Origin of the sequence: Microvirga sp. CF3062, from assembly GCF_036314045.1 — a bacterium.
In the GTDB taxonomy this organism is placed as follows: Bacteria; Pseudomonadota; Alphaproteobacteria; order Rhizobiales; family Beijerinckiaceae; genus Microvirga.
This window is the reverse complement of sequence record NZ_JAYGGN010000010.1, coordinates 60,830-82,193: the sequence shown is the minus strand read 5'-3', so window position 1 is coordinate 82,193 and position 21,364 is coordinate 60,830. Positions and strand designations below refer to the sequence as shown.

The 21,364-nt window shown below is 62.6% G+C and carries 15 protein-coding genes; 7 read left to right on the top strand and 8 right to left on the bottom strand.

The window, feature by feature from the left end:
* Positions 1-118: 118 nt before the first annotated feature.
* Together VB618_RS17160 and VB618_RS17155 are read left to right on the top strand one after the other, a co-directional pair.
* Positions 119-1,321, top strand: coding sequence for a pyridoxal phosphate-dependent aminotransferase (locus VB618_RS17160; RefSeq protein ID WP_329797948.1), 1,203 nt, complete (start codon positions 119-121; stop codon positions 1,319-1,321).
* Complete coding sequence (locus VB618_RS17155; RefSeq protein WP_329797947.1) at positions 1,321-1,596, top strand: hypothetical protein; 276 nt, start codon at positions 1,321-1,323, stop codon at positions 1,594-1,596. The genes VB618_RS17160 and VB618_RS17155 overlap by 1 nt, the downstream gene beginning before the upstream one ends.
* Positions 1,597-1,670: 74 nt before the next feature.
* Here the strand turns inward: VB618_RS17155 and VB618_RS17150 are convergent, their stop codons facing one another.
* The gene (locus VB618_RS17150; protein ID WP_329797946.1) at positions 1,671-3,470 is read right to left on the bottom strand and encodes a hypothetical protein; all 1,800 of its coding nucleotides are present in this window, start codon (positions 3,468-3,470) and stop codon (positions 1,671-1,673) included.
* 802 nt (positions 3,471-4,272) lie between these two features.
* Positions 4,273-6,864, bottom strand: coding sequence for a calcium-binding protein (locus tag VB618_RS17145; protein WP_329797945.1), 2,592 nt, complete (start codon positions 6,862-6,864; stop codon positions 4,273-4,275).
* Positions 6,865-7,135: 271 nt separating this feature from the next.
* Here VB618_RS17145 and VB618_RS17140 point away from each other — a divergent pair, with 271 nt between their 5' ends.
* Entirely contained in the window at positions 7,136-9,175 is a 2,040-nt protein-coding gene (locus tag VB618_RS17140) for an elongation factor G (protein WP_329797944.1), read from the top strand.
* 246 nt (positions 9,176-9,421) lie between these two features.
* Positions 9,422-11,158: an AMP-binding protein gene (locus VB618_RS17135; RefSeq protein WP_329797943.1), complete on the top strand. Its 1,737-nt coding sequence runs from the start codon at positions 9,422-9,424 to the stop codon at positions 11,156-11,158.
* 392 nt (positions 11,159-11,550) lie between these two features.
* Here the strand turns inward: VB618_RS17135 and VB618_RS17130 are convergent, their stop codons facing one another.
* The 3 genes from VB618_RS17130 to VB618_RS17120 form a co-directional block, all read right to left on the bottom strand.
* Entirely contained in the window at positions 11,551-12,441 is an 891-nt protein-coding gene (locus VB618_RS17130) for a LysR family transcriptional regulator (protein WP_329797942.1), read from the bottom strand.
* A gap of 115 nt (positions 12,442-12,556) precedes the next feature.
* The gene (trxB, locus tag VB618_RS17125; protein WP_329797941.1) at positions 12,557-13,519 is read right to left on the bottom strand and encodes a thioredoxin-disulfide reductase; all 963 of its coding nucleotides are present in this window, start codon (positions 13,517-13,519) and stop codon (positions 12,557-12,559) included.
* Entirely contained in the window at positions 13,519-14,532 is a 1,014-nt protein-coding gene (locus VB618_RS17120) for a mitochondrial fission ELM1 family protein (RefSeq protein WP_329797940.1), read from the bottom strand. Before VB618_RS17120 ends, trxB begins: the two co-directional genes overlap by 1 nt.
* Positions 14,533-14,707: 175 nt before the next feature.
* On the opposite strand from VB618_RS17120, the gene VB618_RS17115 reads away from it, so the two are divergent.
* On the top strand, positions 14,708-15,193 hold the full coding sequence (locus VB618_RS17115; protein WP_329798078.1) for an Lrp/AsnC family transcriptional regulator: 486 nt from the start codon (positions 14,708-14,710) through the stop codon (positions 15,191-15,193).
* Between the two features lie 160 nt (positions 15,194-15,353).
* Here VB618_RS17115 and VB618_RS17110 read toward each other — a convergent pair whose 3' ends face one another.
* The 3 genes from VB618_RS17110 to carB all read right to left on the bottom strand — a co-directional run bounded on the left by VB618_RS17110 (position 15,354) and on the right by carB (position 19,945).
* Positions 15,354-15,857 carry a twin-arginine translocation signal domain-containing protein gene (locus VB618_RS17110; RefSeq protein ID WP_329797939.1) on the bottom strand — a complete coding sequence of 168 codons (504 nt, stop codon included), beginning with the start codon at positions 15,855-15,857 and terminating at the stop codon, positions 15,354-15,356.
* Between the two features lie 34 nt (positions 15,858-15,891).
* Complete coding sequence (greA, locus tag VB618_RS17105) at positions 15,892-16,368, bottom strand: transcription elongation factor GreA (protein ID WP_329797938.1); 477 nt, start codon at positions 16,366-16,368, stop codon at positions 15,892-15,894.
* Positions 16,369-16,474: 106 nt separating this feature from the next.
* Positions 16,475-19,945 carry a carbamoyl-phosphate synthase large subunit gene (gene carB / locus VB618_RS17100; RefSeq protein ID WP_329797937.1) on the bottom strand — a complete coding sequence of 1,157 codons (3,471 nt, stop codon included), beginning with the start codon at positions 19,943-19,945 and terminating at the stop codon, positions 16,475-16,477.
* 205 nt (positions 19,946-20,150) lie between these two features.
* Here carB and VB618_RS17095 point away from each other — a divergent pair, with 205 nt between their 5' ends.
* Both VB618_RS17095 and VB618_RS17090 read left to right on the top strand, forming a co-directional pair.
* The gene (locus VB618_RS17095; protein WP_329797936.1) at positions 20,151-20,936 is read left to right on the top strand and encodes an SDR family NAD(P)-dependent oxidoreductase; all 786 of its coding nucleotides are present in this window, start codon (positions 20,151-20,153) and stop codon (positions 20,934-20,936) included.
* 31 nt (positions 20,937-20,967) lie between these two features.
* The gene (locus VB618_RS17090; protein ID WP_329797935.1) at positions 20,968-21,363 is read left to right on the top strand and encodes a GtrA family protein; all 396 of its coding nucleotides are present in this window, start codon (positions 20,968-20,970) and stop codon (positions 21,361-21,363) included.
* Position 21,364: the final 1 nt, after the last annotated feature.

Sequence of the window (21,364 nt, the reverse complement as noted above, 5' to 3'; positions counted from 1 at the left end):
AAAAGGCGTCTCCTCAAAATCCCGTCTGGCGGGCTGTTTTGCTTGCTTGGACGGCTTGCCCGCTTTAGGGTCCGCCGCCGTCACGGTCCCTTTTTAACGCCCCCCTCGGAGGATTCCCATGGGCTTTTTGTCTGACGCCCTTTCCCGCATCAAGCCGTCTGCCACCATCGTCATCACGCAGAAAGCGCGGGATCTGAAAGCCCAGGGGCGGGACGTCATCAGCCTCTCCGTCGGCGAGCCGGATTTCGACACCCCCGACAACATCAAGGAAGCGGCTATCGCGGCCATCCGCCGGGGCGAGACCAAGTACACGCCGGTCTCCGGCATCGTGCCGCTTCGCGAGGCGATCTCCCGCAAGTTCAAGCGTGAGAACGGCCTCGACTACAAGCCCTCGCAGACCATCGTGTCCACCGGCGGCAAGCACGTGATCTACAACGCGCTGCTCGCCACCCTGAACCCGGGCGACGAGGTCATCATCCCGGCGCCCTACTGGGTGTCGTATCCTGAGATGGTGGTGCTGTGCGGCGGCAAGCCCGTGTTCGTGGACTGCACCATGGAGCACAGCTTCAAGCTCCAGCCGGAGCCGCTCGAGCGCGCCATCACGCCGAAGACGAAGTGGATCATCCTCAACTCGCCGTCGAACCCGACGGGTGCTGCTTATTCCCGCACCGAGATGAAGGCGATCACCGACGTGCTGATGCGCCATCCGCATGTGTGGGTGCTGACCGATGACATGTACGAGCACCTGACCTACGGCGATTTCGAGTTCGTCACGCCCGCTCAGGTGGAGCCTGCTCTCTACGAGCGCACGCTCACCATGAACGGCGTCTCGAAGGCCTATGCCATGACCGGCTGGCGTATCGGTTATGCCGGTGGCCCCGAGCATCTCATCAAGGCCATGGACTTCGTGCAGGGCCAGCAGACCTCCGGAACGAGCGCGATTTCGCAATGGGCTGCGGTCGAGGCACTCGACGGTCCGCAGGATCACCTGCCGCGTTTCAGGAAGGCGTTCGAGGAGCGCCGCGACCTCGTGGTCTCCATGCTCAACCAGGCGAAGGGCCTGAAGTGCCCGATGCCTGAAGGCGCGTTCTACGTCTATCCGTCCTGCGCCGAGGCCATCGGCAAGACGGCGCCGTCGGGCAAGGTGCTGGAGACGGACGAGGACTTCGTGTCCGAGCTGCTGGAAGCGGAAGGCGTCGCAGCCGTGCACGGCTCGTCCTTCGGGCTCGGCCCCAACTTCCGCATCTCCTACGCGACGTCGAATGCCGCGCTCGAGGATGCCTGCAACCGCATCCAGCGCTTCTGCGGATCGTTGCGCTGATGAGCCTGCCGCGGACCTTCCATCCCGATCCCGCGGCGGAGCCCTACCGGGCCAATCCCGCCTCCACCCACCGCGTGAAGTTCGACGCCCGCGTCGACTTCACCAATGGCGGCTACGTGGAGGCGAAGGATTTTCTGCTCGACATCGAGGGCGACAGCATCGCGCCCGAGCGTTTGGCCGAGATGATCGTCTCGGCCATGAATCTCCTGCGCGCCGGGCCAGTCACCATCACGGCCATGCGCGTGGTGCGGCGGGGCGAGCATCAGGACGGTTAGCCCTCTCCCCGGAGCGGGAGAGGGTGGCCTGCACAGCAGGCCGGGAGAGGGGAAGCCTTTCGCTTCCCGTGTCCTTATAGCACGAACCAGCTTTTGCTGAGCTCAAGGGAGCCTTTCAGCTTGATCACGCCTTCGGCTGATCTGTCATTGTCGGTATTGAGGTAGATGTAAGTGGCGCTCTTCGTCTTCTCGAAGCGTACTTCGCCGGCCTTGCTGAAGCTCTCGTCATCGCCGATGAACGAGAACTTCTGGTCACCGCGCTTTCTCGTGTTGGCGTCCACCGCCTTCAGGTCGATCTTGTCGCCCCGTCGACCGGAGAAGTCGGTGAGATAATCGGCCCGGCTCTTCGACGAGCCCGTCTCTCGGTCGTCGAACGCGAAGGTGTCGCGTCCCGAACTGCCGGTGAGGGTGTCCTTGCCCGTGCCACCGGACAGGCGGTCGTTGCCCGACTCGGCATAGAGCCGGTCATTACCCGAACCGCCATCAAGCGTATCGTTTTCGGTTCCGCCATAGAGCGAGTCATTGCCCGAGCCTGCATCCAGGTGGTCGTTACCGGATGACGCGCTCAGCCAGTCATTGCCGGCATCTGCGATCAGAATGTTGGCAAAGGCGTCGCCGGTGAGGGAGTCGCTGCCCGCGCCGCCCGAGAGCGTGTCGGCCACGGCGGTGTTGCGCACCATGCTGCTGGCGCCGACATCCACCGTATGAGCCACGCTCCAGGTCAGGGCGCCTTCGGTCAGGATCACGGTGGCGGCCTTGGTGCCGGTGCTGGCATAAGCATGACTGAAGGCGGCGCTGCCGCTGGTGGGCGTCACGGTGCTGCTGGTGCCGTCGCCCCAGGCAATGGTGGCGCTGGAGGCATTGCCGACTGCCAGCGTCGTCTCGATAAAGCGACCTTCCGCAATCGCCGCGGCGTTGACCTTGTATAGCAAATCGACCCGGAACACGTCTTCGTTGTTGTTGGTATCGCCGGAGACGAGATTACCTGAATCGCTCGTGAAGATCGCATAGCGCCCATCCGGGCTGATGTGAGGGGTCTCGGACGATTGGTCGGGTAATGCACCCTCGGCAGAGGTTGATAAGATTGTCACAACGCCTGTGAAGAGATCCTTGAGGAAGACATTTGATGTATCAACCGGGCTTCCCGCGACGAGGTTGTTCGCATCGCTCTTGAAGATCACATAGCGGCCATCGGCGCTGATGCGGGCCTCCTCGGAGCTCCCGTTCGCGGATGCACCATTGGCGGCCGCGGACACCAGGATGACCTGGCCGGTCTGGAGATCCTTGCGGAAGATGTCCCGCGTGCCGTTCATGCCGCCGCCGAGGTTATTGGCGCTGCTCTCGAACACAACGTAGCGCCCGTCGGGTGTGATATGCGGGTTGTGGGAATGGTCGTCGCCGAGAACGTTGCCGGTTGTTTCTGACACCAGCGTGACGACACCGGTCACCATGTCCTTGCGGTAAATATCCGAGCGCCCGTTGAGGTCCTGTCCCGCGAGATTGTTGGCATTGCTCTCGAAGACCACGTAACGCCCGTCCCCGCTGAGCTGCGCGCTCTTGGAGCCGTCGTGTCCCTCGACACCCCCTTGCGAGGCCGAGACCAGTTTGGTCTCTCCGCTCCAGGTGTCTTTCCGGTAGATGTGGAGACGCTGCGGGGTTGTGCCGGAAACGAGAGTGTTGGAATAGCTTTCGAAGACAACATAGCGGCCGTCCGCGCTGACCTGAGGTTCATAAGAAGGCGCATCGGCTTGAGTTCCTTCCGTGCTTGTCGACACGCGGGTCAGGAGGCCGGTGCTCAGATCCTTGAGGAAGATATCATCGTCGTTGTTGGTGTCGCCTGCGGTCAGATTGTCGGCATTTGACTTGAACACCACATAACGCCCATTCGCACTGATTGCTGAGGCTTCAGAGTCGCCATTCGCCTGCACTCCCCCTTGAGTAACGGAGACCAGACTAACGCTTCCTGTAAGCGTGTCCCTCAAGAATATCTTCGTCCCAGTGAATGGGACGTGGGGGACGAGATTGCCTTCACCATTGAAGACAACGTACCGACCCCCCATGCTGAGTTGACCACCATAAGAGGCTGCATCGTCCTGCACTCCGTTAGGGGCGGCACTGACACGCTGGATGATCTCGCTCGCTTGAGGCTTGCGGACGGATTGGACGGCGAGGAACATGGAAGGGCTCCAATAGAAAAGCTAGCTTCTACAAAGGTGCGATTTTGTCCTATCAATGAGAAGAAGCTTCCCCTGCGCAACTCTCCAAACAGAGGGGAAAGTCTGTTCGCCGCATCCGAACCGGCCTGGGATCCGCGCAAGAAGACCCTGATCGAGATATTCTCTAAGGAACGCCGTCGCTCCTGTGTCGGAGATATGATCTGCACCGAGCTCCCCGGTGTCGCCGGTGCCCTTCCGGCGTCCCGCAACGCCATTGCCCTCTCAGCGGCTCGAACCGGAGTATCTCCCTGCATCGCTTTTGTCTGGCTGCGCCCGAACAACTTAGGCGCCGCCGGTTTCACGTCGCATCGGGCACGATAGGATGCCCAATGCGAACCGGAGACATTTCGGCAGAATGGGAACGCCGCAAAGACAAGAAATGATTGACGCGCGTGGAAACAGCTCCAAGCAATGAAAAAGGCCCCGCTGAGCGGGGCCTTTCTGTGAGAGCGTGCGGGGCTTACAGGAGAAACCAGCTCTTGCTAAGATCAAAGGCGCCTTTCAGCTTGATCACGGCTTCTGCTGCCTTGTCACTGTCGGTGTTCAGGTGCACGTAGGTGTACCCCTTCACCTTCTCGAAGCGCACCTCGCCGGCCTTGCTGAAGCTCTCCTCTTCACCAATGAACGAGAACTTCTGGTCGCCCCGCTTCTTCGTGTTGGCGTCCATCGCCTTCAGGTCGATCCGGTCGCCATGCTTTCCGGAGAAGTCAGTGATGGTGTCGGCATTGCTCTTGGACGAGCCCGTCTCCTTGTCATCGAAGACGAACATGTCTCGGCCCGTTCCGCCTGTCAGCATATCCTTGCCGGTGCCGCCAGTGAGCACATCCTGGCCAAGGCCGCCTCTCACGTCGTCACTGCCGCCGGCACCCGAAAGGATGTCATCCCCGTCGAGGCCGATCAGGACATTCGCGTCCCTGTTGCCGAGGATGTTGTTCGACGATCGGTTGCCGGTCAGGTTGATCGCCCCGGCATTCGGGTCGGCCACAATGCCTTCAATGGCCGAAGCTTCGTTAAGGACGAAGTGCGACGTGGTCTGAATGACGTCGAAGCTGCCGGCCAACTCATTGACAATCTGGTCCTGATCCGCGTTGACGTAGGTGTTGCGACCGGCACCACCTTCAAGGATGTCGGTGCCGCCACCGCCATCGAGCGTGTCGTCCCCGTTTCCGCCGATGAGATGATCGGCGCCTTCTCCGCCAACGAGGAGGTCATTGCCGTCGCCGCCGACGAGGGTGTTGCTGGCGCCATCGCCGGTGAGGGTATCGTTGAATCGTGAGCCGGTGAGGTTCTGGATGAGGTTAAAGCTATCGCCGGCGGCCTCGCCTGCATTTGCACCCGGGTTCTGGAGGTTTGCGATCACCCCGCTTGTCGCTTGAGCATAGCTCACGACATTGATCCCGGTTCCGCCATCGAGCCAGTCGGCACCTTCTCCACCAGAGAGGGTGTCGTTGCCGTCTCCTCCAAGCAGGGCATCGTTACCGCCAAATCCCATAAGGGTATCGTGCCCATTGGCGCCTTGGAATTCCTGCGCCTGTGCATCGCCGATCAGTTCATCGTCGTGAGTCGAACCAATGATGACTTCGATGTCCTTGAAGGTATCGCCGGCCGCATGGCGCGCATTGAACTCGGGATTGGCGAGGAGGATGACGACACCACCGTCGGCTGCTTGATAGGTCACCGTATCCTTGCCGCCGCGTCCATCGATCAAGCCCTGGACCTTCGTCCCGTCGAACACGTTGTCGCCGTCATCCCCGGTGAGAATGTTCGGCACCGGATCGGGATCTGGATCCGGATTGCCGCCGCCACCACCACCGCCGCCAGTTGAGCTTGATCCAAAGACCTGCGCTTTGACCGAAGGCATCTTGCCCTGCTTGACAAACCCTTCATCGGTCCAGCTGACGACAAACCGACCATCCTTCAGCATGGTGATCGATGCGTCGGTTTCCCGGTGATAGAGGGTAGAGGCGTCGACGATAGCATTGCTCACCAAAAAGTCGTCGCTTGTTCGCGCGCCTGTTGCATCGAATGTTGCGGCGCGGATGCGGCTTCTGGAGACAAGGTTTCCATCTTCGAACGCCACAATGAAGCCGCCATTGTTGTCGGCAGCGATCACAGGGTTGGATTGATGGTTCAAGGTTGTCGTATTGATCCGGATCTCGCCTGTGATCCATACCCCGTTTTCACCGCCCGGCTTGAAGATCCGTGCTTTCACACAGCTGCCGGATTCATCCGCAGCAGTGTTCTCATCCGTCCAGACGATGGCAATATTGCCGTTCGACAGGGTCACGGCCGAAACCTGATGCTGGTCGCCTGTGAAGGAGGTATTCACCCTCAAATTTGCAGACATATAGCCGTCAGGAGATCCCTCTCTGTAAAGTCTCAGGAAGACCGTTGTTCCGGACCCGTCGGAGGTTTTGGGGCTTGTCGGTAGCAACGTTGCCACATGAACATAGCCGCCGTTCTTCATGCCGGTGACGTCGCCTTGTGGGCTATTGTAGTACATCGCGTCGACTGAGGACAGCTCGGTGGGGGCCCCTGCGCCAGTGTATCGATAAGCCAGATGGCGGGAGGCGGCTGAAGTACCATTGTGATCGTTCCAGCCGATCATGAACTGGCCATTGGCCAAGGCCGTCACGCTTGGAGAGCTGTCGGCGCCTCCTCCCAGGATGCCTGTCGCCGGGAAGCTATCCCCGATCTTTCCGCCATCGGGATGGTAGAGCTGTGCAAAGATACCCTGGTCCGGCTCTTCGTACTCACTGGCCTTGTGGACGTTCTGCCAAGCAACCAGGATCTTGCCATCCGTCAGAACGGTGATGTCGGCGTTTGTGGCTGTGGTGCCCGTCCCTTGGCTGATCGCTTGAACCCCACCCCTTTGGGTATTGTCTGCGTTGAACAGTTGTAAGTTGATGACGGAGGTGCCGTCGGTCGCAAAGTATGTCCAAACCGCCGCAAACCCCCCATCTTGCAAAGCAGTAATTTTAGCATCGGCCGGAGTGCCGAGCTTGGCTGCACCAATAGTGAACGGCGAGCCGGAAGGGAGTGGTTGCGGCATGGAAGTGGCTCTCTAAAATGTAAGATACTTTATAACATAAATCTTATGCCTCTTCTTTTATCGAATGGCTAGAGCATAGGAGTAGCATGACCATAGGGGTGATCGCGTTTTAGTTGCATAAGTTGCCTTCTTTACTCCTCTGGTTGCTTGTACCGGAGGCGCCTTGATCTCCAGGAAAACCCTTGCCATTCCGCAGCGACAGGCAGAGCATCGCGGTAACGCGCCTGTGAAGAGCGCGCCACACTGGGGGCAGGGGAAGGAGACTTTTTCCATGGCACCCAACGGCAGACCAGCTTCGGGCCCGCGATGCATCGCGATCGTCGGCCCGTTTCAGAGCGGCAAGACCACGCTTCTGGAGTCCATCCTGGAGCGGACCGGGACCATCTCGCGGGCAGGGCGCGTGGCGACTAAGGACAGTGTGGGTGATGCGAGTTCAGAGGCCCGCGCTCATGCCATGAGCATCGAGCCCAATGTGGCTACCGTGAACTTCCTGGGTGAGAGCCTGACTTTCGTCGATTGCCCCGGCTCCACGGAATTCCTGCACGAGATGCGCAACATCACGCCGGTCTGCGATGCGGCGATCGTGGTCTGCGAAGCGGATGAGCGCAAGATTCCCGCACTTGAAATCATCCTGCGTGAACTTGAGGAAGCCGACATTCCGCGCTTCCTCTTCATCAACAAGATCGACACGGCCACGCAGCGCATCCGCGAGACGCTCGCGCTCCTGCAGGAAGCCTCGCGCACGCCGCTGCTCCTGCGCCAGATCCCGCTCTGGAAGGACGGGATTGCGGTGGGCTTCATCGATCTCGCCCTGGAGCGCGCCTTCATCTATCGCGAACATGCGCCGAGCGAAGTCGTGGATCTGCCCGAGGGCGAACTGCCGCGGGAGAAGGAGGCGCGCTTCGCCATGCTGGAGCGGCTGGCCGACTACGACGACGAGCTCATGGAGGAGCTGATTTCGGAAATCGAGCCGCCGCGCGACCAGATCTTCGACGATCTTTCGAAGGAGCTGAGAGAAAGGCACGTGGCGCCGGTCCTGTTCGGCTCGGCCGAGCGCGGCAACGGCATCACGCGGCTTCTCAAGGCGCTGCGCCATGAGGCGCCGACGCTGACTGAGACCCGCGCGCGCCTCGGTGTGTCCGAAGAGGGGGCGCCCCTGGCCCAGGCCATGAAGACCCTGCACCAGGGGCAGGGTGGCAAGCTCTCTATCGCCCGCGTCATGCGCGGCACGTTTCATGAGGGCGACATGGTGGTCGGCTCCCGTGGCGGCGAGGCGCGGATCGGGAGCCTCCTGACGATGGTGGGCAACACCACGACCCGAAAGCCGGAAGCTGTTGCGGGTGATGCGGTCGGCTTCGGCCGGCTGGAAAACATCGCCACGGGCGACAGCTTTGCGGCCGGCAAGGCGAGGCCGGAGGCTATCCTGTCGATAGCACCGCCCGAGCCGGTCTATGCGGTGGCTCTCAAGGTCAAGGACCGCAAGGACGACGTACGCCTCTCGAGCGCCCTTGCCAAGATCACCGAGGAGGATCCCTCGCTGGTGATCGAAACCCGCCCGGAAATGGGCGAGATCCGGCTTCATGGGCAGGGCGAGATGCACCTGCGGGTGGCGGTCGAAAAGCTCGCCTCGCGGTTCCAGGTGGGCGTGGAAACCGCCAGGCCTAAGGTGGCCTATTGCGAAACGATCAAGCTGCCGGCAGCAGCCCGGGGACGGCACCGCAAGCAGACCGGCGGTCATGGCCAGTTCGGCGACGTGATGATCGAGATCAAGCCGCTGCCGCGTGGGGATGGTTTTGCCTTCCAGGATCATATCACCGGCGGCGTGGTGCCACGCCAGTACATCCCCTCGGTCGAGACCGGTGTTCGGGATGCGCTCAAATGCGGCCCCCTCGGCTTTCCGGTGGTGGATCTCGCCGTATCGCTCACGGATGGTTCCTATCACACGGTGGATTCGTCGGACGCAGCCTTCCAGGCGGCGGCGAAGCTTGCGCTGGCAGAAGCCCTGCCGAAGGCCAAGCCCGTGCTGCTGGAGCCGGTGCTGTCGGTGGAGATCACGATCCCTTCCGAGGCCCTTTCCAAGGCCACAGCCTTGGTGACCGGCAGGCGCGGGCAGATCCTCGGCTATGACGAGCGGCCCGGATGGGCAGGGTGGCAGGTCTTAAGCGCGACGATCCCGGAATCCGAGATCGGCGACCTGATCGTCGAATTGCGCTCCGCGACAGCAGGCGTGGGAACCTTCTCGACCCGGTTCGATCACATGGCCGAGCTCAGCGGCCGCCCGGCCGAGATGGTGCTGCAAAAGATCCATTGAGCACTCTCGACCTGAACGATCCGCAGGGATCGTTCAGGTCTAAACTATTCCCATCGACAAAAGGACTCTTCCGCGCCAAGTTAAGCTTAGCGCATCGTGCGGAAAAGTGGATCCGGTTTTCCGCTCCGAACGATGCGCCATGAAACAATGGGCATCGGACCCAAAAGTGGAAACCACTTTTGGGTCCGATGCCTGGGAGACGCCATCTCCCATGAAGCAAACCTCGCCACGAAGCGGAGGATGATGATGAACGCCACGACCCCAGTGCCTGCCCCTGCTGGTGCTCCGGATCCTTCAGCAACCCGCCCTTGGCTCAAGTCCTATCCGGCAAGCGTTCCGAGTATGATCGACGAGGCCAGGATCGGCACGGTCAATGACATCTTCCGCGATGCCCTCGCCAAGTACCCGAGCCGCCCGGCCGCCGAGAGCTTCGGCAAGCGCGTGACCTATGCCGAGCTGGGGCGCGACGCGGATGCGGTCGCCTCCTGGCTTCAGGCACAGGGGCTGAAGAAGGGAGACCGGGTTGCCATCATGCTGCCGAACGTCATGGCCTTCCCGGCAATCCTGTTTGGGATCCTGATGGCCGGCGGCACGGTGGTGAACGTCAACCCGCTCTATACCCCGCGGGAGCTGACCTATCAGCTCAACGACTCTGGCGCCCGCTTCCTGTTCGTGCTCGAAAACTTCGGTGTGACGGTTCAAGAATCGCTGCCGGAGATCAAGCTGGATCGGGTCGTCCTTGTGACGCCGGGCGATCTGATGGGCCTGAAGGGCCAGATCATCAATCTCGTCTCGCGCCACGTGAAGAAGGCCGTAAAGCCGTTCAGCCTGCCGCAGGCGGTGACCTTCAAGGCTGTCATGACCGAAGGCGCGCGGAAGAAGCCGCAGCCGGTCGCCGTTTCGCCGGATGACGTCGCCTTCCTGCAGTACACGGGAGGCACGACCGGAGTTGCCAAGGGGGCTACGCTGCTCCATCGCAACGTGGTGGCCAATGTGCTGCAATGCGAGGCCTGGATGCTTCCCTTCTTCGGGTCGCGCGAGGATCATCTCATGGTCACCGCGCTGCCGCTCTACCACATTTTCGCTCTCACGGTCTGCGGGCTCCTGATGGCGAAGATCGGCGGCTGCCAGTTGCTGATCGCCAACCCGCGCGACATTCCGGGCTTCGTCAAGACTCTGCAGAAGAGCCGCATCACGCTCATGTCGGGCCTCAACACCCTCTACAACGCCTTGGCGCATGCGCCGGGTATCGAGAAGGTGGATTTCTCCCAGATGGTCTTTGCCGTCTCGGGCGGCATGGCAACCCAGGAAGCCGTGGCCAAGAAGTGGAAGGAGATCACCGGGCAGCCAATCGTCGAAGGATATGGTCTTTCGGAGACATCGCCGGTCGTCTGCGCCAACCGGCTCGACATCGAAGACTTCACCGGCACGATCGGCTATCCCCTGCCTTCGACGGACGTTTCTATTCGCGGCAGCGACGGCCAGGAGCTTCCTCCTGGGGAACGGGGCGAGCTGTGCGTGAAGGGTCCGCAGGTGATGGCGGGCTACTGGCAAAGGCCCGACGAGACCGCCAAAGTCATGACCGCGGATGGCTGGTTCCGCACCGGCGACGTGGGGGTCATCCTGCCCGACGGTCAGATCAAGATCGTGGACCGCATGAAGGACATGGTCCTCGTCTCCGGCTTCAACGTCTATCCGAACGAGGTCGAGGATGTGCTCGCAAACCATCCGGGCGTCATGGAATCGGCTGTCATCGGCCTGCCGGACGAACACTCGGGCGAGGCGGTGGTCGCCTATGTGGTCCTCAAGGACCCGAACCTCACGGCTGACGAGCTGCGCCAGTTCTGCCGGGAGCACATGACCGGCTACAAGGTGCCCCGTCGGATCGAGTTCCGCGAGACCCTTCCAAAAACCAATGTGGGCAAGGTCCTGCGTCGGGCGCTGAAGGAGGAGGCGGAGCAGTCTCACGTCCGCTGGAGCTGACTTCAACCTGACGCGAAAAAGAAAAAAGCCGGGCCAAAGGCCCGGCATAAGTAGAGGTCCGACAAAGAAGTCAAAACCTTCCAGAGGGAACGGCCGACACGACATCGCCGGGAGGAAGAAAGCGATGCCGCGTTGAAATCAGCCACCGCTCATATCGACCGCATGCTGCCTCTTTGCAATGCAACATGCTTCATGAAAGGGCTGCAAATAATGCATGGCTTGCGTCACATGGGTGACAAAGTCCGACGAGCCATCGAGCTTGGCTTTGGATTCGGGCTTCCGAGCATCGTGCGGAAAAGTGGACCCGGTTTTCCGCAGGAACGATGCTCTCACTCAAGGAGGAAGCATCAGATCAATCCCAAAAGTGCAAATCCACTTTTGGGTCCGATGCTTTAGAAAGTCCAGCGCTGGGCCTTGGAGATCAGGAAATCGCGGAAGGCCTGGACGCGCGCAACGGAACGCATTTCCTCGGCATAGACCAGATAGCTGTCGAGGGAAGGCATCTCCACATCGCGCAGGATCTGGACCAGATCCGGGTTGCCCACCACGGCATAATCCGGCAGCACGGCGATGCCGGCGCCCGTCTCGACGGCCAGCTTCAGGGCCGTGATGTTGTTGACCACGTAATGGTACTGGCGCGGCTCGCGTCCCTCGCGTCCGGCCGTGGCAAGCCAGTGCACGGCCATGAGATAGGATGGCTGATGGCCGCCGAAAGACACGATCCGATGCTCGTCCAAATCCTCCAGCGTCTTGGGCTCGCCAAACCGCTTGATGTAATCGGTCGAGGCATAGACGTGGAAATGGATGGTGAAGAGGCGGCGCTGGATCAGGTCGGGCTGAGCCGGGCGGCGCAGGCGAATGGCGACGTCCGCCTCGCGCATGGCCAGATCCAGCTCCTCGTTGGACAGGATCAGCTCGACCCGGACATCCGGGTAGAGATCCAGGAACTCCGCGATGCGCTGGGCGAGCCAGATCGACCCGAGGCCGACCGTGGTCGTCACCTTCAGCTCGCCCGAGGGGCGCTCGCTGGTCTCGACGAGCCGGGCCTTGGTGGTCTCGAGCCGCATGCGCATGTCGCGGGCGGCCCGGAACAGTAGGTCGCCCTGCTCGGTGAGGATCAGGCCCCTGGCATGGCGGTGGAAGAGAGGAGCCTTCAACTCGCGCTCAAGCGCGCTGATCTGGCGGCTGACGGCGGACTGGCTCAGGCCCAGATCGTCACCGGCCCGCGTAAAGCTGCCCGCTTCCGCGACGGTGTAGAAAATCCGGATCTTGTCCCAGTCCACGGCATTCCCCTCGCGCCTCGCATGCTCCGGATGCAAGGCACCTCTTATCTCTTATGAGCCGTGGGCCCGAAGCAACAGGAAATCGGCCTGAGGGCTAACCAGTTGTTAACAAATTCTATTCGGCTGCTTCCTGGGTTGCCTCTAGGGCTGCCAGATAGCGCTCGGCATCGAGAGCCGCCATGCAGCCCATGCCTGCCGACGTGACGGCCTGCCGATAGATGTCATCCGTCACGTCGCCGGCAGCGAAGACGCCTGGAATGTTGGTGTCCGTGGTGCCCGGCTTGGTCACGAGATAGCCGCCCGATTTCATGTCGAGTTGACCGACGAACAGCTCCGTCGAGGGCTTGTGTCCGATGGCGATGAACACGCCGTCGGTCTTGAAGTCCGAGGCCTCGCCCGAGACCAGGTTCTTGAGCCGCAGATGGGTGACGGAGGAGGGGTTCTCCGTGCCGCAGATCTCCTCGACGGCGGAGTTCCAGATCACCTCGATCTTCGGGTGCTTGAACAGGCGGTCCTGCAGGATGCGCTCGGCGCGCAAGCTGTCCCGCCGGTGAACCAGGGTCACTTTCGAGGCGAGGTTCGAAAGGTACAGGGCCTCCTCGACGGCCGTGTTGCCGCCACCGACGACTACCACTTCCTTAGCCCTATAGAAGAACCCGTCGCAGGTTGCGCAGGCCGAGACGCCGAAGCCCTGGAACTGGCCCTCGGAGGGCAGACCCAGCCACTTGGCCTGGGCGCCTGTCGCGACGATGAGCGAGTCGCAGGTGTAGGTGTCGCCGGAATCGCCTTCGAGGCGGAAGGGGCGCTGCTTCAGGTCGACCTTGACGATGTGGTCGGAGACCATCTTGGTGCCCACGTGCTCGGCCTGGAGGCGCATCTGCTCCATGAGCCAGGGGCCTTGGATCACGTCGGCGAAACCCGGGTAGTTCTCCACATCCGTGGTGATCATGAGTTGCCCGCCAGGCTGGAAGCCGGAGATCATGACGGGCTCGAGCAGCGCGCGCGCCGCATAGATCGCCGCCGTATAGCCAGCCGGCCCCGAGCCGATGATGATGAGCTTGGCGTGAGAATGGGCCATCAGGGGGTCTCCAGAAAAAAGGCGATGTCCGGCAAGCCGAGAGCGCGGCGGTGGCGGCTGAAGCCTTCGGCGATCGCCTTCGCGACCTTGGGTGTTGAATTTAAGGGTTCGTAGGGCTGTCCTTCAAGGCGGCCCACGAAAGGATGCACAACTCCATGGCTTTTAAGCTCATCCATGTAAACATCCAGTTTCGGGTGGCCGCCGGAGGGCTCGAAAACCAGGATCGGCCGCCCCGTGGCTGCGGCCTCGCCGATCATATTGAAGGAATCCGCCGTTGCGACGATGAAGTCGGCAAGTGCGAGCAGATCCACATACGGGTTCTCGCCGGATCCATCCCAGAAGAAGCCGCCGTGCCTGAATGTGAGGGCCATCAGGGCCTCCCGCAGGGTAGCAGGCGTGCGGCGCGAGACAGTGACCATCAGCCCGGCTCCGGTATCAGTAATGGACATCAGGTGCCGCATCAAACGGGCGATGTTCTCTTCGGTGAAATGGTGATGCCGGCTGTTTCCTCCGACCAGAACTGCGACCCGAGGATGAGGGAGATGCGCGAGGCGCGGATCAAGTTTCGCCCGGGCGGCATCGATCCGCTGCGCCGAGACCCGGTGCGGCGGGGTGAGGGTGGTCATCACATTCGGGCCGCGGACGCGGTCGTAGCTCGGCGACCAGATGAAGTCGGCGGTCTTCGGGCCGGTGCGGGGGTCCTTGAGGAACACCGTGTAGGTTCGCCCGCCGGAGGCTCGCTTCACATGGCGCAGATAAGCCACGGCCCGGCGGCCTGAGGCGATGAGCAGGTCCGGGAAGGGTGGGGCGAGAGGGCTGTCGGGAGTGCCTGGCCGCTCGCGAGGATCGATGGCCCCCCAGGGCATCAGCCATGTGAAGGGTGGTCTTGGCTTCACCCTGCGAACCTGCGGGGCCAAGCCCAAGGCTTCGGCCACGCTCAAGGCCTGCAGTTCGTCCCCGGCCTTGCCGTCCGTCAGCACCCAGGTGATAGGGCCAGTTCCGTCGCGCAACATTCGATCAATGAGCCTGTGGAGTTCATGAAGTTCGTTGCGACTTAAGCGCCCGTCCTCCTTGTGCGGATCCTTTATACGGTCTAGTCAGCCAAGACGAGATTTTTTGACCTGATCTTGCATGATCCGGACGACAGGCCGGCTTTCCGCCCGTCCCGACCATGCCTACGGAGTTACCGTGCGCGGACGCCTCGATTCCATCGACTGGGCCATTCTGAAAGAACTGCAGGCCGACGGCAGCATCACCAATGTGGAGCTCGCCCGCCGGGTGGGTCTGTCGGCGCCCCCCTGCCTGCGCCGGGTGCGGGCGCTGGAGAGCGCCGGCATCATCAAGGCCTACCGGGCGATCCTCGATCCGAAGAACCTCGGCTTCGAGATCGTGTGCTTCGCCATGGTACAGCTCGACGTCCAGGGCAAAAAGGATCTCAGGGAGTTCGAGCAGCGGGTGAAGGACTGGGCCATGGTCCGCGAGTGCTGGACCCTTTCGGGCGACATCGACTTCATCATGAAATGCGTGGCTCCAAACCTTGCGTCCTTCCAGGGGCTGGTGTCCGAGCTCACCAGCCTGCCCAACGTGCGCAACGTGCGTACGGCGCTCACTCTCGACCTGATCAAGGACGAGCCGCTGGTTCCGATTGAGGACGTGGCGACGGTCGAAGGCTGAGTCGAAGGCTGATAAGTCGTCCTGGAGCGGTATTGCAAGACGGTAGTGGCACGGGAGCCCTCCCCACAAGGGGGAGGGAAACCCACGCCATATCCTGTTAGCGATCCCGGATCGGCTGCGCCGTCCGGGATGACATTCTTTGATGACCATCCTTTGAGGATCAGACCTGCCGTCTGAGCCAGCGCACCCAATGCTGCGTCAAGGCAACGGTGCGGCCCTGCTCGTTGGGGGCAACGCTGGGGGCATGGGCGTCGAGCACGGCCAGCATCGGGTGACGCGCCAGGATCTCACCGCGGCGGCCAACCGCCAGGGCTTCGCCCTCGACGGCGTCATGTCCTCCGCCTCCACCACCGCGCCACCGGGAGCCGCCGCTTCCGCCAGGAAAGGCCGTGAGAGTGACGCTGGTCAGCCGCACGACGAGGCGAGGACCCCGTAGATCAGTCCGGTCGGCGAAGGAGCGCCGCAACTCGTCGAGAGCGACAGATCCTACGAAATCGGCGTAAGGCCCGAGGCCCTTGGCCTTCAGGACGCTCACATCCACGGAAAAAGACGAGAAGGCCTGCGGAAAGCTCTGCGCCTGAGCCGGCACAGCAAAGCCTGCGCCGACAATGCCGGCACAGGCGAGGGTTTTCAGAAGCGAGCGGCGGGAGAGAGAGGGCATCATCGGATTTCTCACTGTTGAAGCCCCCTTTTTCGCATCAGGCGCCGAACTGGACGCCGACAACCTCGTAGGACTTGCCCCCACCGGGGGTCGAGACCTCTACCGTATCGCCGATGGTCTTGCCCATCAGGGCACGGGCAATCGGGGAGCCGACCGAAACGAGGCCCGAGCGCACGTCGGCTTCGGGTTCGCCGACGATCTGGTAGGTTTTCTCCTCCTCGGTATCCTCGTCAAAAAGCTTCACGATCGCGCCGAACTTGATCCGGTCGCCCGAGAGCTTCGTGATGTCGATGACCTCGGCGCGGGAGATCAGGCTCTCCAACTCGAGGACCCGGCCTTCATTGAGGGATTGGGCTTCCTTGGCTGCATGATACTCGGCGTTTTCCGACAGGTCGCCAAGCGCGCGGGCTTCCGCAATCGCCTGGATGATCCGGGGGCGTTCCACCTGCTGCCGGCGCTTGAGTTCTTCCTCGAGCGCTGCAAAACCCTTGATCGTCAGAGGGACCTTGTCCATCGTTTGTCTCGTCCAAAAAGAGGTACGAGGCCGCTGTTTCCAGCGCCCTCGCATGTCAACGAAAACTCCACCGAAGCTTCGCAGTTCCAATGTGAGGCCGGATGCCTCAGGCAAAGTATTCCTGAAGCGCCCGAACTTCGAGATCGCCGCTGAGGTATGCCTTGATGCCCTCGGCCGCGGCGACCGCTCCTGCAAGAGTGGTGTAGTAAGGTATCTTATGCAAGAGGGCAGCTTGCCGTAGCGAACGGGAATCCGACAGGGCGCCGGCCCCTTCAGTGGTATTGAAGACCAGCTGGATGTCGCCGTTCTTCATGGCATCGACCACGTGCGGACGGCCTTCGAGCACCTTGTTGATGCGCCGGGCCTTGACGCCCTGCTCCTCGAGATACCGCTGGGTGCCGGCCGTGGCCACGATCTGGAATCCGGCCTCCCCCAGCATCTTCACCGCCGGCAGGATACGCGGCTTGTCCGAGTCGCGGATCGAGACGAACAGGGTCCCGGTCTTCGGCAGCTGGCTTCCGGCGCCGAGCTGGCTCTTGGCAAAGGCGATCCCGAAGCTCCGGTCGAGGCCGATGACCTCGCCCGTGGAGCGCATTTCCGGCCCGAGCAGCACGTCGACTCCTGGGAAGCGGTTGAAGGGGAACACGGCTTCCTTCACGCCGATATGCGGCAGCTCCTTCGGGGTGAGGCCGAATTTGGCCAGGCTCTCGCCGGCCATGATGCGGGCCGCGATCTTGGCGATGGGCTCGCCGATGACCTTAGCCACGAAGGGCACCGTGCGCGAGGCGCGGGGGTTCACCTCCAGCACGTAGATGGTGCCGTCCTTGATGGCGTATTGCACGTTCATCAGGCCGCCGACTTCCAACGCGAGGGCCAGGGCCTTTGTCTGGCGCTCCAGCTCGGCAAGGATCTCAGGAGAGAGCGAGCGCGGCGGGAGCGAGCAGGCCGAGTCACCCGAGTGGATACCCGCCTCCTCGATATGCTCCATGATGCCGGCGATGAAGCTGTCCTTACCATCGCAGAGGCAGTCCACGTCCACCTCGATGGCGTCCGAGAGGTAGCGGTCGAAGAGCAGCGGGTTCTTACCCAGCACCGTGTTGATCTGGCCGGTCTTGTCGTTGGGATAGCGGGCCTTTACGTCGGACGGGATCAGGCTCGGCAAGGTGCCGAGCAGGTAATCCTCGAACTGGGCCTCGTCGCGGATGATCGCCATGGCCCGGCCGCCGAGCACATAGCTTGGCCGCACCACGAAGGGCAGGCCGAGTTCGGCGGCGATCAGGCGGGCCTGCTCCACCGAATAGGCGATGCCGTTCTTGGGCTGCTTCAGGTGCAGCTTGTCGAGGAGGCGCTTGAAGCGGTCACGGTCCTCGGCGAGGTCGATGGCGTCCGGCGAGGTGCCGAGGATCGGCACGCCTGCCTCTTCAAGGGCATGGGCAAGCTTGAGCGGCGTCTGGCCGCCGAACTGCACGATCACGCCGTGGAGCGTGCCCTTCGAGCGCTCGGTCTCGATGATCTCCAGCACGTCCTCCTGCGTCAGCGGCTCGAAATACAGCCGGTCGGAGGTGTCGTAGTCGGTCGAGACGGTCTCCGGGTTGCAGTTGATCATGATGGTCTCATAGCCCGCGTCCTTGAGCGCGAAGCAGGCATGACAGCAGCAATAATCGAACTCGATGCCCTGGCCGATCCGGTTCGGGCCGCCGCCGAGGATGATGACTTTCTTGGCGTCCGATGGATTCGACTCGTCGGCCGGGGTGCCGGCAAACGGGGCGGTATAGGTCGAGTACATGTAGGCAGTGGGCGAGGCGAACTCCGCCGCGCAGGTGTCGATGCGCTTGAAGACGGGGCGCACGGCAAGCGAGCGGCGCAAGTTCCGCACCTCTTCCTCGGTCTTGTGTGCGAGGACCGCGAGGCGGGCATCCGAGAAGCCGAAGCTCTTCAGCTGACGGAAGGCGCCGGGCGTCTGCGGCAGGCCATGGGCCTTCACCTTGGCTTCCATGTCGACGATGTCCTGGAGCTGCTCCAGGAACCAGGGATCGATCTTGCAGGAGGCATGGACTTCGTCGTGGCTGACCCCGAGGCGCAGCGCCTGGGCGACCTTCAGGATCCGGTCCGGGGTTGGCGTGCCGATGGCGGCCTTGATGGCGTTGCGGTCATCGCCCTTGCCCATGCCCTCGATCTCGATCTCGTCGAGGCCGGTAAGGCCGGTCTCGAGCGAGCGTAGCGCCTTCTGCAGCGATTCCGGGAAGGAGCGGCCGATGGCCATGGCCTCGCCCACGGATTTCATGGCCGTGGTGAGGGTCGTCGAGGCGCCGGGGAATTTCTCAAAGGCGAAGCGCGGAATCTTCGTGACCACGTAGTCGATGGTCGGCTCGAAGGAGGCCGGGGTCGCGCCGCCGGTGATGTCGTTGGCGATCTCGTCCAGGGTGTAGCCCACGGCGAGCTTCGCCGCGACCTTGGCAATGGGGAAGCCCGTGGCCTTGGAGGCCAGCGCCGAGGAGCGCGACACGCGCGGGTTCATCTCGATCACGATCATGCGCCCGTTTTCCGGGTTGATCGCAAACTGCACGTTCGAGCCGCCGGTCTCGACGCCGATCTCGCGCAGCACCGCCAGCGAGGCGTCGCGCATGATCTGGTATTCCTTGTCGGTGAGCGTGAGCGCCGGCGCGACCGTGATGGAGTCGCCGGTGTGCACGCCCATCGGGTCGAAGTTCTCGATGGAGCAGATAATGATGCAGTTGTCCGCCTTGTCGCGGACGACCTCCATCTCGTACTCCTTCCAGCCGAGCACGCTCTCCTCGATCAGCACCTCGTTGGTCGGGGAGGCGTCGAGGCCGCCTTCCACGATGTTGAGGAATTCCTCGCGGTTGTAGGCGATGCCGCCGCCGGTGCCGCCCATGGTGAAGGAGGGGCGAATGATGGCCGGCAGGCCCACTTCGGACAAAGCCAGCAGAGCCTCGCCAAGGGCGTGCTCCTGATAGCGCTTGCGCCGCTCGTTCTCGCCCGCATCCCACTTGAGCTTGTAGGCGGCAATGATGCGCTTCTTGTCGCCGGGGTGCTCGTCGAGCGCCTCCAGGCGGGCCAATTCGGCCAGATAGGCGTCCCGGTCGGCCTTCTTGAGCGCCGAGGCGTTGGCGAGGCGCGACTTCGGCGTGTCGAGGCCGATCTTGGTCATGGCCTCGCGGAAGAGCTGGCGGTCCTCAGCCTTGTCGATGGCCTCGGCCGTCGCGCCGATCATTTCCACATTGAACTTGTCGAGCACGCCCATCTTCTTCAGGGACAGGGCGCAGTTGAGCGCCGTCTGGCCGCCCATGGTGGGCAGGATCGCGTCGGGGCGCTCCTTCTCAATGATCTTGGCGACGATCTCGGGCGTGATCGGCTCCACGTAGGTGGCATGCGCGAGATCCGGATCCGTCATGATCGTAGCGGGGTTCGAATTCACCAGGATGATGCGGTAGCCTTCCTCCTTGAGGGCCTTCACGGCCTGGGTGCCCGAATAATCGAACTCCACGGCCTGGCCGATGATGATCGGCCCGGCGCCGATGATGAGAATGGAGGAGATGTCTGTCCGCTTTGGCATTGGGCCACCCAGGCGTGTCCAGCCGCGCGGCCGTAGAGCTACGGCGCTTCAAGCGCAGCCGGGATGTGATCGGATTATAGGTTGAGAGAGGCTCTTACACGGACCTTGAGCAAATTCAAAGGCCCGAGCCGTGATTTAGACAGGGAACACCCATGCGGTACGATCCGCCGGATTCGGGCGGCAGGGGAGTTGGGACAACATGACCATGGCAGAAGAACCGCGCTGGACCGTCGTGACGGGAGCCTCCAGCGGAATCGGCACGGAGCTGGCCCGGGTGTTCGCAGCCCGCGGCTACGCGCTCGTCCTGACGGCGAGGCGCCATGAGCGGCTGGAAGCTTTGGCCGACGAGATCCGCCGGACCCACGGGGTGCCGGTCGAGGTCATAGCCCTCGACCTCGGGGACCGGGAGGCGCCGCAGGACCTCGTCGAGATGCTCCGGGAGCGGGGAATCGCGGTGCATACCCTGGTCAACAATGCGGGGTTCGGACTGCGGGGTACTTTCGCGTCGCTTCCTCACGAGCAGCAGCTCGCCATGATCGACCTCAACGTCACGGCCCTGACCTCGCTGTCGCGCCTGATGCTGCCGGGCATGATCGAGCGCCGGCGGGGCGGAATCCTGAACGTCGCCTCCATCGCGGCCTTCCAGGCCGGACCCTACATGGCCGTCTATTACGCCACGAAGGCCTTCGTGCTGTCCCTGTCCGAGGCCCTGCATGATGAGGCCAAGCCCCACGGGGTGACCGTGACGGCCCTCTGCCCGGGCCCCACCGAGAGCGAGTTCTCGGATACGGCAGGCCTGAAGGATTCCCGGCCCTTCAACGCCGGCGTCATGACCTCGGGTGAGGTCGCCCGCGTCGGCGTCGAGGGCTATGAGGCGGGCCGGGCCATCGTCATTCCCGGCGCCAAGAACCGAGCAGGCGCCATCGGGGCCAAGTTCATGCCGCGCTTCGTGTCGCGCCGGATCGCCGGGCTCCTGCAGGGAATGAAGTGACGGCCGGGGCAGAAGCCGTTATCGAAGCGTCGTGACCGCCTCTCGCCCCCTCCATCGTCTCGCCCGCCAGTTCACCGCCTTCTTCGGCGTGGGCTTGGTCGCGGCCGTTATCCATTACGGGCTTCTGATCGGCCTCGTGGAGGGCGGGGGCTTCCATCCGGTTCCGGCGACGCTTGCAGGCTATGTGGCCGGAGGGTTGGTGTCCTATGTGCTCAACCGCCGGCACACCTATGGCAGCGAGCGGCCGCACCGGGAGGCGACATGGCGCTTTGCCGTCGTGGCCTTCGTCGGGTTCCTGGTGACCTGGTTCCTGATGCATGCCTTCACGATCTGGCTCGGTGGGCCCTATCTGCCGTCGCAGATCGTCACCACTGGGGTCGTGATGCTGTGGAGCTTCATGGCGCACAAGGCGTGGACCTTCGCCTGAC

Bases quoted from the DNA above. Each gene is read 5' to 3' on its own strand.
- VB618_RS17160 (WP_329797948.1), top strand. From the start codon at position 119: ATGGGCTTTTTGTCTGACGCCCTTTCCCGCATCAAGCCGTCTGCCACC.
- VB618_RS17155 (WP_329797947.1), top strand. From the start codon at position 1,321: ATGAGCCTGCCGCGGACCTTCCATCCCGATCCCGCGGCGGAGCCCTAC.
- VB618_RS17145 (WP_329797945.1), bottom strand. From the start codon at position 6,864: ATGCCGCAACCACTCCCTTCCGGCTCGCCGTTCACTATTGGTGCAGCC.
- VB618_RS17140 (WP_329797944.1), top strand. From the start codon at position 7,136: ATGGCACCCAACGGCAGACCAGCTTCGGGCCCGCGATGCATCGCGATC.
- VB618_RS17135 (WP_329797943.1), top strand. From the start codon at position 9,422: ATGAACGCCACGACCCCAGTGCCTGCCCCTGCTGGTGCTCCGGATCCT.
- trxB (WP_329797941.1), bottom strand. From the start codon at position 13,519: ATGGCCCATTCTCACGCCAAGCTCATCATCATCGGCTCGGGGCCGGCT.
- VB618_RS17120 (WP_329797940.1), bottom strand. From the start codon at position 14,532: ATGTTGCGCGACGGAACTGGCCCTATCACCTGGGTGCTGACGGACGGC.
- VB618_RS17110 (WP_329797939.1), bottom strand. From the start codon at position 15,857: ATGATGCCCTCTCTCTCCCGCCGCTCGCTTCTGAAAACCCTCGCCTGT.
- greA (WP_329797938.1), bottom strand. From the start codon at position 16,368: ATGGACAAGGTCCCTCTGACGATCAAGGGTTTTGCAGCGCTCGAGGAA.
- carB (WP_329797937.1), bottom strand. From the start codon at position 19,945: ATGCCAAAGCGGACAGACATCTCCTCCATTCTCATCATCGGCGCCGGG.
- VB618_RS17095 (WP_329797936.1), top strand. From the start codon at position 20,151: ATGGCAGAAGAACCGCGCTGGACCGTCGTGACGGGAGCCTCCAGCGGA.